This window comes from Terrabacter sp. 01T434, from assembly GCF_056398545.1.
The window spans coordinates 97,468-110,645 of the sequence record NZ_JBFTPP010000003.1; the positions used below are offsets into that span (position 1 = coordinate 97,468).

At 72.0% G+C, this 13,178-nt stretch carries 14 protein-coding genes; 8 read left to right on the forward strand and 6 right to left on the reverse strand.

The window, feature by feature from the left end:
* Positions 1 to 3 precede the first annotated feature (3 nt).
* The 5 genes from AC1DIW_RS07920 (at position 4) to AC1DIW_RS07940 (ending at position 4,090) form a co-directional block, all read left to right on the forward strand.
* On the forward strand, positions 4 to 846 hold the full coding sequence (locus AC1DIW_RS07920) for an IclR family transcriptional regulator (RefSeq protein WP_442277380.1): 843 nt from the start codon (positions 4 to 6) through the stop codon (positions 844 to 846).
* A gap of 9 nt (positions 847 to 855) precedes the next feature.
* Positions 856 to 1,572 carry a Type 1 glutamine amidotransferase-like domain-containing protein gene (locus AC1DIW_RS07925; protein ID WP_478107203.1) on the forward strand — a complete coding sequence of 239 codons (717 nt, stop codon included), beginning with the start codon at positions 856 to 858 and terminating at the stop codon, positions 1,570 to 1,572.
* 10 nt (positions 1,573 to 1,582) lie between these two features.
* Positions 1,583 to 2,560: an NAD(P)H-quinone oxidoreductase gene (locus AC1DIW_RS07930; RefSeq protein WP_478107205.1), complete on the forward strand. Its 978-nt coding sequence runs from the start codon at positions 1,583 to 1,585 to the stop codon at positions 2,558 to 2,560.
* Positions 2,561 to 2,757: 197 nt separating this feature from the next.
* On the forward strand, positions 2,758 to 3,369 hold the full coding sequence (locus AC1DIW_RS07935; RefSeq protein WP_478107207.1) for a hypothetical protein: 612 nt from the start codon (positions 2,758 to 2,760) through the stop codon (positions 3,367 to 3,369).
* 82 nt (positions 3,370 to 3,451) lie between these two features.
* Positions 3,452 to 4,090, forward strand: a complete 639-nt coding sequence (locus AC1DIW_RS07940) for a proteasome activator (RefSeq protein ID WP_478107209.1) — start codon at positions 3,452 to 3,454, stop codon at positions 4,088 to 4,090.
* A gap of 37 nt (positions 4,091 to 4,127) precedes the next feature.
* Here AC1DIW_RS07940 and AC1DIW_RS07945 read toward each other — a convergent pair whose 3' ends face one another.
* Complete coding sequence (locus AC1DIW_RS07945) at positions 4,128 to 4,811, reverse strand: histidine phosphatase family protein (protein WP_478107211.1); 684 nt, start codon at positions 4,809 to 4,811, stop codon at positions 4,128 to 4,130.
* Positions 4,812 to 4,820: 9 nt separating this feature from the next.
* The gene (locus AC1DIW_RS07950) at positions 4,821 to 5,039 is read right to left on the reverse strand and encodes a hypothetical protein (protein ID WP_442277386.1); all 219 of its coding nucleotides are present in this window, start codon (positions 5,037 to 5,039) and stop codon (positions 4,821 to 4,823) included.
* A gap of 103 nt (positions 5,040 to 5,142) precedes the next feature.
* On the opposite strand from AC1DIW_RS07950, the gene AC1DIW_RS07955 reads away from it, so the two are divergent.
* Entirely contained in the window at positions 5,143 to 6,801 is a 1,659-nt protein-coding gene (locus AC1DIW_RS07955; protein WP_478107213.1) for a metallophosphoesterase family protein, read from the forward strand.
* Here the strand turns inward: AC1DIW_RS07955 and AC1DIW_RS07960 are convergent.
* From AC1DIW_RS07960 to AC1DIW_RS07975, 4 genes are all read right to left on the reverse strand, one after another.
* On the reverse strand, positions 6,791 to 8,554 hold the full coding sequence (locus AC1DIW_RS07960) for an AMP-binding protein (protein WP_478107215.1): 1,764 nt from the start codon (positions 8,552 to 8,554) through the stop codon (positions 6,791 to 6,793). The two genes, AC1DIW_RS07955 and AC1DIW_RS07960, sit on opposite strands and share 11 nt — an antisense overlap.
* A 49-nt stretch (positions 8,555 to 8,603) precedes the next feature.
* Positions 8,604 to 9,305, reverse strand: a complete 702-nt coding sequence (locus tag AC1DIW_RS07965; RefSeq protein WP_478107217.1) for a PH domain-containing protein — start codon at positions 9,303 to 9,305, stop codon at positions 8,604 to 8,606.
* A gap of 112 nt (positions 9,306 to 9,417) precedes the next feature.
* A complete protein-coding gene (locus AC1DIW_RS07970; protein ID WP_478107219.1) occupies positions 9,418 to 9,711 on the reverse strand; it encodes an SHOCT domain-containing protein in 294 nt (97 codons plus the stop codon).
* Positions 9,712 to 9,743: 32 nt separating this feature from the next.
* Entirely contained in the window at positions 9,744 to 10,193 is a 450-nt protein-coding gene (locus tag AC1DIW_RS07975) for a DUF6325 family protein (protein ID WP_478107221.1), read from the reverse strand.
* 288 nt (positions 10,194 to 10,481) lie between these two features.
* On the opposite strand from AC1DIW_RS07975, the gene AC1DIW_RS07980 reads away from it, so the two are divergent.
* On the forward strand, positions 10,482 to 11,555 hold the full coding sequence (locus tag AC1DIW_RS07980; RefSeq protein ID WP_478107223.1) for an SGNH/GDSL hydrolase family protein: 1,074 nt from the start codon (positions 10,482 to 10,484) through the stop codon (positions 11,553 to 11,555).
* A 64-nt stretch (positions 11,556 to 11,619) separates the two neighbouring features.
* Entirely contained in the window at positions 11,620 to 13,176 is a 1,557-nt protein-coding gene (locus AC1DIW_RS07985; protein WP_478107225.1) for a phytoene desaturase family protein, read from the forward strand.
* Positions 13,177 to 13,178 lie beyond the last annotated feature (2 nt).

Consider the following 13,178-nt stretch of genomic DNA (forward strand, 5'->3'; position numbering starts at 1 on the left):
CGGATGCGAGACGTCGTCGATCGCGGACAGGAGGTGGCCCACGTGTCCAACGCCCCGGCCGCCGCCCACGCCCTCGACGTCCTCGAGCACCTCTCCCGCCACGCCGAGCCGCTGCCCGCCGCGTCCATCGCGCGCGACCTCGGCCTGCCCCGCAGCTCGGTCTACCACCTGCTCAAGGTGCTGCACAGTCGTGGCTACGTCACCCACTACGTGGAGGAGCGCCGGTTCGGGCTCGGCCAGGCGGCCTACGAGCTCGGGTCGGCCTACCAGCGGCAGGCTCCCCTGGCGCGGGTGGCCCGTGCGGCGATGCGGCGGCTCGTCGACCAGTGCGGACGCAACGCCCACTTCGCCACGCTGGACGGCCGGGACGTCATCTACCTCCTCGAGGAGCGCGCCCCGGGACAGCCGATGCTCGTCACCGACGTCGGCGTCCGCCTGCCCGCCCACCTCACCGCCAGCGGGCTCGCCATGCTGTCCGCGCTCCCCGCGACGCAGGTGCGGGCGCTCTACCCCGACCGCGCAGCCTTCGTGCAGCGCAGCGGCGGTGGCCCGAGGTCGCTCGCGGAGCTGCGTGGCGTCCTCGCGCGGACGCGGGCCGACGGCTACGCGCGCGAGGAGGGCACCGTCACCACCGACCTGTCCTCGGTGGCGGTCCCCGTGCTCGACCGCGCCGGTCGGCCGCTCGCCGCGATCGCCCTGACGCTGCGCACCGCCGACGCCGGACCCGAGCACGTGACCGAGCTGGTGGGCCGGGCGCGCCTCGCCGCGGACGACATCGCGCGCCGCCTCAGCCCCAACGCGAACGCCACCCGTCGACGCCCACCGCCGGGACCGGGCATCTCCTAGGTTGGCGTCATGGACGTCCACCTCATCGGCGGCGGCTGGGACGACGCCCTCGCCACCGCGCTCTACGGAGACTTCGTCGCCGCGGCGGCCCGCCACGCCGGCGCCGCACCGCGCATCCTGCTCGTCGTGATGGGCACCGACGCCGAGTCGCTCGACTACCACGCGAAGTACGTCCACACCCTCGGGCTCGTCGGCGGGCACGAGCTCGTGGTGCAGCGGGTGCCCGAGGGGTCGGCGCTCGACCCGTCCGCGCTCGACGGAGTCTACGGGCTCTTCGTCGGCGGCGGCCCGACGCCGGAGTACCACGCATCGCTCACGGGCTCCTATGCCCGCATCCGCTCCCGCGTCGCCGAGGGTATGCCGTATGCCGGGTTCTCCGCGGGCGCTGCCATCGCGGGCTCGCACGCCGTGATCGGCGGGTGGCGCATCGACGGGGTGCCGGTCTGCCCGGAGGACAGCAACGAGGACCTCGATCCAGTGACGGTGGTGGAGGGGCTCGGGTTCGTCGAGGGCGCCGTCGACGTGCACGCCGCCCAGTGGGGCAACCTCTCACGTGCGGTCGCCGTCGTCGCGGCCGGGCTGGCGCCGAGCGCGGTGGCGATCGACGAAGGCACGCGACTCGGGCCGGGCGGTCGGGTCGTCGGCGCCGGGAACGTGTGGCACGTCACTCCGGACGCGTCGTCCCCGACGGCGGCCTCCGTGCGCGCCGAGGCGGCAGGTCAATAGGCTCAGACCCATGCGCGCCATCACGATCCCGGAGCCCGGAGACGCCGACAGCCTCGTCCTCGACGAGGTGCCCGACCCCGAGGTGCGGGCCGGCCAGGTGCTCATCGACGTCGTCGCCGCAGGCGTCAACCGCGCCGACGTCATGCAGCGGATGGGCCACTACCCGCCGCCACCCGGCGCGTCGGACTACCCCGGCCTCGAGGTGAGCGGACGCATCGCGGCGCTCGGTGAGGGCGTCGAGGGCTGGCAGGTGGGCGACGAGGTGTGCGCCCTCATCGACGGCGGGGGCTACGCCGAGCGCGTCGTGGCGCCGGCCGAGCAGGTGCTGCCGGTGCCCCGCGGCGTGTCGCTCGTCGACGCCGCAGGGCTGCCCGAGGTGGCGTGCACCGTCTGGTCCAACGTCTTCCTCGTCGCCAACATCCAGCCGGGACAGGTGCTCCTCGTCCACGGCGGCAGCTCCGGGATCGGCACCATGGCGATCCAGCTCGGCAAGGCGGTCGGCGCCCACGTGGCCGTCACGGCCGGCAGCCAGGCCAAGCTCCACGTGTGCCGTGACCTCGGCGCCGAGTTCCTCGTCAACTACCGCGAGGAGGACTTCGTCGAGCGCATCCGTGAGCTGACGAAGGGTCACGGCGCCGACGTCATCCTCGACAACATGGGCGCGAAGTACCTCGCCCGCAACGTCGAGGCCCTCGCCATCAGCGGGCGGCTCGTGACGATCGGGCTCATGGGCGGCCGCAAGGGTGAGCTCGACATGGGCATGCTCCTGGCCAAGCGCGCGGCCGTCATCGCGACGTCGCTGCGGGCTCGTCCCGCGACCGAGAAGGCCGCCATCGTCGCTGCCGTCCGTGAGCACGTGTGGCCGCTCATCGAGTCCGGCGCCGTCAAGCCCGTCGTCCAATCGCGCCACCCCCTCGAGCACGCTGCCGAGGCGCACCGCGAGATGGAGGCTTCCGGCCACATCGGCAAGATCCTCCTCACCACCTGACGCTCCTCGTCCTCCCCGTCCGCCCGAGCGGTCGAGCGGCCGAGCGGCCGAGCGGCCGAGCGGCCGAGCGGCCGAGTCCGGCGGAACGATCCGTCCGTGTCGGACTCGTCCGGTGACGCACCGGCGCGACCGGGCGTACCGTCGGTCGATGGGCCGCTTCGGTCCGGAGCGGCCCCCGATCCCACGGGAGGTTCACGGTGTTCATCCAGGTCATCCAGGGTCGGTGCACCGACGCCGACGCACTCCACCGGCAGATGGACCGGTGGACCCAGGAGCTCGAGCCCGGCGCGACGGGCTGGCTGGGCGGGACGTACGGACTCACCGACGACGGCGAGTTCGTCGGAGTGGTCCGGTTCGACTCCCGGGCATCGGCCGAGGCCAACTCGGCCCGCCCAGAGCAGGGCGCGTGGTGGGAGGAGACGGCGCGTCTCTTCGACGGGGAGGCCAGCTTCCACGACTGCGACGATGTCACGATGATGCTCGACGGCGGCAGCGACCAGGCCGGCTTCGTCCAGGTCATCCAGGGCCGGCTCAGCGACGCCGATCGCTTCCGGCACGCGATGGAGGAGCCGATGGACATGCTCCACGAGGCGCGTCCGGACATCATCGGCGGCACCGTCGCCATCGACGCCGACGGCTTCTTCACCCAGACGATGGCGTTCCGGACCGAGGCCGAGGCACGCGAGGGCGAGCACAAGAGCCCACCGCCGGACGCCCAGCGAATGATGGACGAGATGAACTCGATGATGAGCGACGTCAGCTACCACGACCTGCACCACCCGTGGTTCGCCACGGCCGGGGCGCACTGACGCGACAAGCCGACGGACCTGGAGCCCGGGCGACCCGACGGGGGACGCCCGGGCTCCGGCCCGTTGCGGCAGGATGGGGCGCATGAGCGACGACGCGAGCCGACAGGGACAGCGCCCCGACACCGACCCCACCGGCGACGAACCGCGCATCGTCGTCGTGACGCAAGACGGCATGGGCGTTGCCGACCCGTCGGGCGACGAGCGACGGCCCGAGCACGAGGACGGCCACACCGGGTCGCGCGCCGAGGAGCGCCGCGAGCGCGAGCGCACCAACCCGGCCGACCTCGTCGAGGAGCCGGCCAAGGTGATGCGCATCGGCTCGATGATCAAGCAGCTGCTCGAGGAGGTCCGCAACGCCCCGCTCGACGAGGCCGGGCGCCGCCGCCTCGCCGACGTGCACCACCGCTCCATCGAGGAGCTCAAGGACGGCCTCGCACCCGAGCTCGTCGCCGAGCTCGACCGGATCGCCCTGCCCTTCCGCGACGACTCCCCGACCGATGCCGAGCTGCGCATCGCCCAGGCCCAGCTCGTCGGCTGGCTCGAGGGGCTCTTCCACGGCATCCAGACCGCGCTCGTCGCGCAGCAGATGGCGGCGCAGCAGCAGCTCCAGCAGATGCGCGCCCTGCCGCCCGGCCCCGGCGCCTCCTACGGCATGCCTCCCGGCCTGCAGCCGGGCGAGCACCACCCGGGCGAGTCGGGACCCACGGGCCAGTACCTCTAGGTCGACCCTGCCCGGCGCGTATGCCGTGTGGTGACGGTCAGAGCCAGCTGGAGCGCTCGCGCTCGGTCGGCACGACGCTCGTGTCCCACTGCGTGAAGGGCACCTCGAGCCGGTAGTGGAAGTCCTTCTGCCGCAGCAGGACCACGGGCTGGGCGTTCCCCGGGTTGTCGAGCGACTCGAAGTACTCGATGCTCCACTGGAACCACCGCATGCAGAAGAGCCGCATCGTCAGGCCGTGAGTCACGATGACGACGTTGCGGGGCGCGGTCGGGCTCTCGAAGTTGCGGTGCATCGACTCGAGGAACGTCGACACCCGGTCGTAGACGTCGGAGCCGGACTCACCGTGGCTGAACCGGTAGTAGAAGTGGCCGTAGCGGTCGCGCTCCGCCTTCTGCTCGGCGATGTCGACGGGGTCCTGGAAGTTGGCCCAGTCCTGCTCCCGCAGGCGCGGCTCGACCCGCACGTCCCGCTCGGCGACCGGCAGTGCGAGCGCCTCGAGGGTCTGCCGGGTGCGGAGGTAGGGCGAGACGTAGACCTCGGCGGTCTCGCCGTCGAGCACCTCCCGGATGGCGACGCCCGTCTGGCGCGCCTGCTCGAAACCCTTGGGCGTCAGACTGATCCGGTGGTCCGGGACCCGCTCGTAGACGGTGTCGTCGAGGTTGCCCTCGGACTCCCCGTGCCGCACGAGGATGATCCGGTTCGGTCGGTGCTCGAGGCTCACCCGGCCACACTACGGTCGCTCGCGCCGCACCGGCGCGCGCCGCCCCGGTCGGCCCCGCGCGGCCCACGGGGCGACGAGCAGCACGAGCCATGCAAAGCCGACGACGAAGCTCGCGACGAGGATGACGACCCCGGCCGACCCGCCGAGGAGACGCTCGCCGAAGACGAGCAGGACGGCATACGCCACCCCCACCGCGACGACGATGACCCTGCGTCGAGCCGACGCCATGACTCCTCCTCGCTCCGGTGCGCTGATCGGTCCATCGCAGCACGCCGACGTGAACGGACAGTGCCCTGCCGGTGACGGGTCCCGGTCCGGTTAGGGTGAGGCGATGCGACAGGTGGGGAACCTGCTGGCCGGCGACAGCCCCTGGCTGCGCCGGGGCTCGCACGTCCTCACCTGGCTCGCGATCCTCGTGGCCTGCTACCTCGGCGGCGTCGCCGCGACGAACCTCGCACCGACCGTCGCGGAGACGTCGCAGTACCGCGCGGTCCTGCGGCTCGACCCGGTGCCGCGCCACTTCCCCGTGCTCCACGCGCCGACGATCGTCGGGGACGTCGATGTCCAGTTCGCCTCTCCCCTCGTGGCGCCCGGCCTCGACGTGCAGGTCGCGGTGCGCGAGGAGATCACCAACCTCTTCACCCGGCCCAACGTCGACATCAGGGCGCTGCAGCCGTCACCCGACGAGATCTCGTCGGCGATCGCCCAGGCCGCGACCGGCGTCGGCATCCGCTTCCTCCTCGGCGCGGCGACCATCGCGGTGCTGCTCGCCCTGGCCTCCCACTACGTGCGACAGCGCTCCACGCGCCGTCACCACGTGCTCTTCGTCGCGTCGGCCATGGTCGTCGCGACCGGCGTCACCTTCGGTGGGATCGCCCTGACCTACCAGCCGGACCGCTTCGCGGAGTACCGCACGAGCGGCGTCCTCGGTGTCGTCCAGCGCAACGCCGGCCTGCTGGCCGACGTCGAGGCTCGGGCCACGCAGGTGACCCCCTACTTCCGCAACCTCCTCGCCGTGACGCAGGCACTCCAGCAGAAGTACGTCGCCGGCAACGTCAACGAGCCCGCCTCGGCCCGCTTCCTGCTCGTCTCGGACATCCACGGGGCGAACCAGTACGCCCTGATGCGAACGATCATCAAGGAGGAGGACGTCGACGCGGTCATCGACAGCGGCGACCTCGTCAACTTCGGCCGGGTCCAGGAGGGCGACGCCGCCGGGCTCTACCGCTCGATCCAGTCTCTCGGGGTGCCCTACATCTTCACGAGCGGCAACCACGACCAGTCCTCGGCAAGCGACCGCGCGGTCCTGGCTCGGCTCGCGCGCATCCCCAACGTCGTGCTCCTCGAGAACCCCGCCGGGTCGCTGCGCGAGGTGACCTTCCACGGACTGCGCATCACCGGCTTCAACGACCCGCGCTGGTTCGGCGACGACAACACCGACCCGACGGCCAAGGAGAAGCCCGCCGCCGACCGCTACAACGCCGCCGTGGCCGGCCAGCCGGAGCCCGACATCGTCGTGACCCACGAGCCGTATGCCGCCGAGCAGGTCGAGCGCGGACGCCTCCTCGTCAACGGGCACATGCACACCCCGGCGCTCGAGGGGAACCGGATCCAGGTCGGCACCTTCACCGGTGGCGGCGTCGTCTCGCACTACTCCGAGGGTCCGGGGCAGGAGCTCGACGGGCAGCCGTACTCCTTCGACATCGCGCAGTTCGGCACGGCCTGCGAGCTGACCTCGCTGACCCGCTACTCGTTCCGCAACCTCCTCGAGGGTCGGCCCGCCTACGACAACGTCCAGGTCATCAGCGGCGCCCGCATCGACCCCTACCGTCCCCCGGCGTCGACCGCGCAGCAGCCGGGCCAGGACCACCCCGACCCGGCTAGGCGAATCTGCAGCCGCATCGACGACACGACCATGCGCGCGCTGCCGCTCACGCCGGGCGACCCTGCGTCCCCGACCACCTCGACGACCTCGTCCGTCAGCCCTTGAGCTCGGGGAACTGGTCGTCGCGCCACTCGTTCTCCGGCTGGGCCGCCCCCGTCGCGTCGAGGTCGTTCTCGCGGCCACGCAGCTCGACCCGGCGGATCTTGCCCGAGATCGTCTTGGGCAGCTCGTAGAACTCGATGCGGCGCACCCGCTGCCACGGAGCGAGCTTCTCGCGGGCGTGGGCGAGGATCGAGCGCGCCACCTCCTCACCGGGCTCGTGGCCCGGGGCGAGGGCGATGTACGCCTTGGGCACCGCCAGGCGCACCGCGTCGGGCGCCGGCACGACCGCCGCCTCGGCGACGGCGGGGTGCTCGATGAGGACCGACTCGACCTCGAACGGGCTGATCTTGTAGTCGCTCGCCTTGAAGACGTCGTCGGTGCGGCCGACGAAGGAGATGTAGCCGTCGGCGTCGACCGAGGCCACGTCGCCGGTGTGGTAGAAACCGCCGGCCATCGCGTCGGCGTTGCGCTGCTCGTCGCCCTGGTAGCCGGTCATGAGCGGCACCGGGTGCTGCGAGAGGTCGAGGCAGATCTCGCCTTCGCGGTTGCCGTCCGGGTCAGCCTGCGTGACAAGGGTGTTCGTGATCGGGTCGACGACGACGACCGGGCAGCCCGGCAGGGGTCGGCCCATCGAACCGGGCTTGACGGTGGAGCCCGGGGTGTTGCCGACGGCGGCCGTCATCTCGGTCTGGCCGTAGCCATCGCGGATGGTCAGTCCCCATGCCTTCTCCACCTGGGCGATGACCTCGGGGTTGAGCGGTTCGCCGGCGCCGATGACCTCGCGCAGCGAGCCCGGACCCGCGGAGAGGTCGCTGTTGATGAGCATCCGCCACACGGTCGGCGGCGCGCAGATCGAGGTGACCTCGTGCGTGTGCAGCACGCGGAGCAGTGCGGCCGGGTCGAACCGGCTGTAGTTGTAGACGAACGCCGTCGCCTCCGCGGCCCACGGGGCGAAGAACGACGACCACGCGTGCTTGGCCCAGCCGGGGCTGCTGATGTTGAGGTGCACGTCACCGGGCTGCAGGCCGATCCAGTACATCGTCGAGAGGTGCCCGACGGGGTAGGAGCGCTGGGTGTGCTCGACGAGCTTGGGCCGGCTCGTCGTGCCCGAGGTGAAGTAGAGCAGCATCCGGTCGTCGGGGACCGTGCTCGGGTGCTCGGTGGGTCCGACCTCCATCGCGTATGCGGCCTCGTGGCTCTCCCAGCCGTCCGTCACGGTTCCCGCCGGGTCGGCTCCACCGACCGCGATGCGGACGTAGTCGCCGGGCACGTCGTCGAACTTGTGCACCTCGGACGCGTTCGTGATGACGGCTCGCGCCGCGCCGCGCTCCATCCGGTCGACGAGGTCGCCGGGCCCGACCGCCGTCGTCGTCGGCACGACGACCGCGCCGAGCTTGATGACGGCGAGCATCGACTCCCAGAGCTCGACCTGGTTGCCGAGCATGAGGACCACCGAGTCGCCGCGACCGATCCCCAGCGCGGCAAGGCGGGCGGCCACCTGGTCGGAGCGCCGGGCCATCTCGTCGTAGGAGTACGAGCGCGACGACTCGTCCTGTTCGACGATCGTCAGGCAGGGGCGGTCGTTGCCGCGCGCGACGGCGTCGAACCAGTCGACCCCCCAGTTCCACCGGTCCCCGACGTCGGGGAACCTGAACTCCCTCACCGCGCGGGCGTGGTCACCCCGCAGGGCGAGGAGCTCGTCACGGGCGGCCCGGTAGGCCGCGGTCACACCGGCTTCGTCGACAGCGGAGGTCATGCCCCGACCATGCCACAACGGCTTGCGGCCGGGAGCGGGACCGCCGAGCTCAGAGCGGCTGGTCGCTGCCGTCGCCGAGGTCGCGCGGGCGGCGCCGCTCCTCCGCGAGCTCGGGCCGGTCGGGGCGGTCGCTCCGGTCGCCGCGATCGCTCCGCTGGCGCGGGATCGCCCTCGTGTCCTCGGTGTAGCCGTCATCGGCAGCCGCGTAGGCCGGGTCGGACCCCGGCGCGTCCAGCGCGACCCGGCCGTGCGCGCGGCGGCGCAGGTCGTCCTCGTCGATGAGGCGGTTGATGAGCTGCTGGACCTCGTTGCTGCGCGGGATGTTCGCGAGGTTCTCGTCGGGGCTGTCACCCGCGGACTCGATGTGCAGGGAGCCGGAGCGGATGATGCGGTCGAGCACGGTCTGCTGGAAGCTCACGTCGGTGATCTTCGAGAGCGTGATGTCCTTGCCGTTCTTCGTCAGGATGCCGCGGCGCACCATGACGCGGTGCGAGGTGATGACGTAGTGGGTGGTGCGCCAGCGCAGATAGGGCACGACGAAGGCCGGGATGGCGACGAGCACGAGCACCGCGACGGCGACCCACTGGATCCGGTTGCCGGTCTCGTCGTCCGGAGTGACGACGGCGATGGCGATGCAGGCGGCGGCGAGCAGCAGGCCGAAGATCGTCGGCGCCACCACGGTCAGCCAGTGCGGGTGCAGGTCGCGCTCGACCTTCTCACCCTTGGCCAGCACGTTCTCCGGGAAGCCCACGGTGCCCCTCCTGTCGTCACGGCCTCGATGGACTACGAGTACCCGATCAGCCTAGGCGGAAGCACGGTGCGTGCACGCGAGGATGACGGCCAGGCGGACGTGTCGACGGGTCTCACGCCAGGATGCGCGCCTTCTGCTGCGCGAACTCCTCGTCGGTGAGGACCCCCTGCTCGTGCAGGGCGCCCAACCGTTCGAGCGCCCCCAGCATGTCGTCGGTCCCGGCTGCTTCGGTCTCGGCAGGCGGTTCGGGCGCAGCGGCCGGCGCCGGGGCGGCCTCGGGCGGGGGCGGCGGCGCCTGGGCGGCCTGGGCGTCTGCAGCCTGCTGGGCCTTGGCCTCCTGTCCCCGTCGCACCTTGCCGCTCACGGCGGTGGCCGTCCCAGCGACCACCGCCGTTCGGGCCGCCATACCCATCAACCCAGGTCGGCCCCTCCGTCCCCTCATGACCCCTCCTCGTTCGACGAGATGGCGTTGAGCGCCGTCTCGATGTCCTCGCGCGGCAGGCGCTCCATGACGAGCAGCTGGCCGTCGAGCTGCCGAATCTCGGCGGCGATGTCAGCGGCCCAGCTGTTCTCCCAGGCGATGACGAGGACGGTCGTGCCCGGGTCCATCTCGGCGGCGATCGCGAGCGCGTCGTCCTCGCCGACGAGGTCGGGCATGACCGTCGGGAAGCCGAGGAGCTCCTCCGCACCTTCGGGCGACTCCGCGTCGTACATCAGCACGCTGCCGTCGTCGTCCTTGCGGACGAGGAGAACGTCGAGCACGCGCACGGCGCCCCGATCGACGGCCCGCGCGACGGCATCACGGATGCCGGCCTGGCGTAGTTCCCCGCGGAAGCCGATGACCGCCAGATCCACTGGGCCGATCGGCGCTGTCGTCGCAGTCGACATGGGACGCCCTCACTCCCGTTCATGGCGACGCCGCACGGCGTCGCTCGCCTTCATGCTGCGGCGAACATCCACGCCGGACATCACCCCGGGAGGGTGACACCCGGCCAAGGCAGTGCGTCGCCGCACTGGCTCAGATCCGCCCGCCCTCGGCTCGGGTCGCGGCGGGGCGGAACTGCCCCTAATGTCCGATACCGGGACGCGTGACGCGGGAACCACGTGGTCGGCACCGGCCCCACGCGGTTTGCAGTGCGCAGGGTCAGCAGGCCTCCCACCATCAAGGAGTGCGTCGTGAAGCGCAGGTCCGTCATGTCCTCCCGTCGCCGCCGCGCCCTCGGGGCCGGCCTCTCCGCCCTCGTCGGGGTCGGGGCGGCACTCACTCTCGGCCCCCCGGCCGTCGCTGCCGGCACGACCTATGTCGCCCTCGGCGACTCGTACTCGTCCGGCACCGGGACCCGCTCCTACATCAGTGACGGGACGTCGTGCCAACGGTCGGTCTACGCGTATCCCTCGCTCGACGCCGCGGCGCTCGGCCTCACACTGAGCTTCCGCGCCTGCTCCGGCGCCACGGTCGCCGACGTGACGAACACCCAGCTGTCGGCGCTGTCGAGCGGGACGGCATACGTCACGATCTCGGTGGGCGGCAACGACGCCGGCTTTGCGAACGTGCTGTCGACCTGCGCGCAGCCGAGCTGGCTCAGCAACTGCAACGGCGCGGTCGACTCGGCGCAGACGATCATCAACACCAAGATCCCGAGCCGGCTCGCGTCCCTCTACTCCTCGATCCGGGCGAAGGCCCCGAACGCCCGCGTCATCGTCGTCGGCTACCCCCGCATCTTCAACGGCGAGGACTGCAACGCCCTCACGTGGTTCTCGCCCACGGAGGAGTCCCGCCTCAACGCGACGGCGGACCTGCTCAACTCGAAGACGGCGACGGCGGCGTCCAACGCGGGCTTCACCTTCGTCAACCCGACCTCGAGGTTCGTCGGGCACGCCGTCTGCGACGACGTCGACTGGCTCAACGGCCTGTCGAACCCGGTCATCGAGAGCTACCACCCGGACGTCGCCGGCCACCGGGACGGCTACGCCGTCGTGACGAAGCCGGCGTTCGGGCTGGCTGTTCAGCTCGCCGCAGCGCCGGCCGAGGCGAAGGCCGTCACCTCCGCCGACTCCCTGGCCCGGGACGCGAGGCGGTATGCCGCCGTCGACCGCACGATCCGGCCGGAGCGGTTCGTCGCGCCCGATCTCACGACTCCTGCCGCGCGCGCCGCCGCGGCCCGAGCGGGCGTCGACCTGGGCAGCCGCGCGAGCATCGACGCCGCCGACCGGGTCTACACCGCACGTCAGGACGCCGCCCACCGCTGAGCGACAGGACGTGGGCACTCGACACTCGAGTGCCCACGTCCGCACGGTCACCTAGGGTGACCTCGTGCGCTACGACGACATCATCATCGGGGCCGGTCACAACGGTCTGACGGCCGCCGCCTACCTCGCCAGGGGCGGGCGCCGCGTGCTCGTGCTCGAGCGCGCGGACCACGCGGGGGGCGCGGCCGTCTCGGCCCGCGCCTTCGACGGCGTCGATGCCCGCCTCTCGCGCTACTCCTACCTCGTGTCGCTGCTGCCGCGCCAGGTCCTCACCGACCTCGACCTCGACCTGCGGCTCATCCGGCGGCGGTTCTCCTCCTACACGCCGGTGCCGTCGGACCCCGACCGCGGGCTGCTCGTCGACCACGGCGACGCCGCCGCGACCCGTGCCGCCTTCCGAGCGCTGACCGGCGGTGACGACGCGTATGCCGGGTGGACCGACTTCTACGCGCGCATGGCCGGTGTGGCCGAGCGGGTCTTCCCGACCGTCCTCGAACCGCTGCGTTCGCGGGACGACGTGCGCGCCCTCTCGGGTGACGCCGACCTCTTCGACGCGCTGACGACGCGCCCCATCGGCGAGCTCATCGAGTCGGTCACTGCGGACGACACGCTCCGCGGCATCATCGCCACCGACGCCCTCATCGGCACCTTCGCCTCACTCGGGGAGACCGATCTGCGCCAGAACGTCTGCTTCCTCTACCACCTCATCGGGGGCGGCACCGGCGACTGGGACGTGCCCGTCGGCGGCATGGGTGCACTTACGGACTCGCTTGCGGCAGCAGCGGTCTCGGCCGGAGCGACCATCCTCACCGGAGCCGAGGTCACGTCGGTGGACCCGTCCACCGGCGAGGTCGCGTGGTCCGGCGGTGACGCAGGGAGCGGCAGCGCCGTGGGCGGCAACCTCGTCGCGGGCTGCGCGCCCACCGTGCTCAACCGCCTGCTCGCCGCCTCCGGCGCCACGCCCGTCGACACGGAGTCCGACGTCGAGGGGGCCCAGCTCAAGGTCAACATGCTGCTGACCCGCCTCCCCCGCCTGCGTGACGCCTCCGTCGACCCGGCGGCCGCCTTCGCCGGGACCTTCCACATCAACGAGGGCTACGGCCAGCTGGAACAGACGTATGCCGCGGCGCGCGACGGGCGCATCCCCGAGCTGCCGCCGTGCGAGATCTACTGCCACACCCTGTCGGACCGCTCGATCCTCGGGCCGGACCTCGCGGCCACGGATGCGCAGACACTGACGCTCTTCGGCCTGCACCTGCCCGCCCGGCTCTTCCGTGAGGACAACGCGGCAGCGACCGAGGAGGCCCTCGCGGCGACCCTGCGGTCGCTCGACTCCGTGCTGGGCGAGCCCATCGAGGCGGTGCTCGCGCGCGACGCCGACGGCAACCCGTGCATCGAGGTCAAGAGCCCCGTCGACCTCGAGCAGTCGGTCGGCCTGCCCGGCGGCAACATCTTCCACCGCTCGCTGCAGTGGCCCTGGGCCGAGCAGGACTCCGAGGTGGGCACGTGGGGCGTCGAGACGGCATACGACAACGTCCTGCTCGGCGGAGCCGGCGCACGCCGCGGTGGTGGCGTCAGCGCGATCCCCGGCCACAACGCTGCCAAGGCGGTGCTGGGCTGAGG

Bases quoted from the DNA above. Each gene is read 5' to 3' on its own strand.
- AC1DIW_RS07920 (WP_442277380.1), top strand. From the start codon at position 4: ATGCGAGACGTCGTCGATCGCGGACAGGAGGTGGCCCACGTGTCCAAC.
- AC1DIW_RS07925 (WP_478107203.1), top strand. From the start codon at position 856: ATGGACGTCCACCTCATCGGCGGCGGCTGGGACGACGCCCTCGCCACC.
- AC1DIW_RS07930 (WP_478107205.1), top strand. From the start codon at position 1,583: ATGCGCGCCATCACGATCCCGGAGCCCGGAGACGCCGACAGCCTCGTC.
- AC1DIW_RS07940 (WP_478107209.1), top strand. From the start codon at position 3,452: ATGAGCGACGACGCGAGCCGACAGGGACAGCGCCCCGACACCGACCCC.
- AC1DIW_RS07950 (WP_442277386.1), bottom strand. From the start codon at position 5,039: ATGGCGTCGGCTCGACGCAGGGTCATCGTCGTCGCGGTGGGGGTGGCG.
- AC1DIW_RS07955 (WP_478107213.1), top strand. From the start codon at position 5,143: ATGCGACAGGTGGGGAACCTGCTGGCCGGCGACAGCCCCTGGCTGCGC.
- AC1DIW_RS07960 (WP_478107215.1), bottom strand. From the start codon at position 8,554: ATGACCTCCGCTGTCGACGAAGCCGGTGTGACCGCGGCCTACCGGGCC.
- AC1DIW_RS07970 (WP_478107219.1), bottom strand. From the start codon at position 9,711: ATGGCGGCCCGAACGGCGGTGGTCGCTGGGACGGCCACCGCCGTGAGC.
- AC1DIW_RS07975 (WP_478107221.1), bottom strand. From the start codon at position 10,193: ATGTCGACTGCGACGACAGCGCCGATCGGCCCAGTGGATCTGGCGGTC.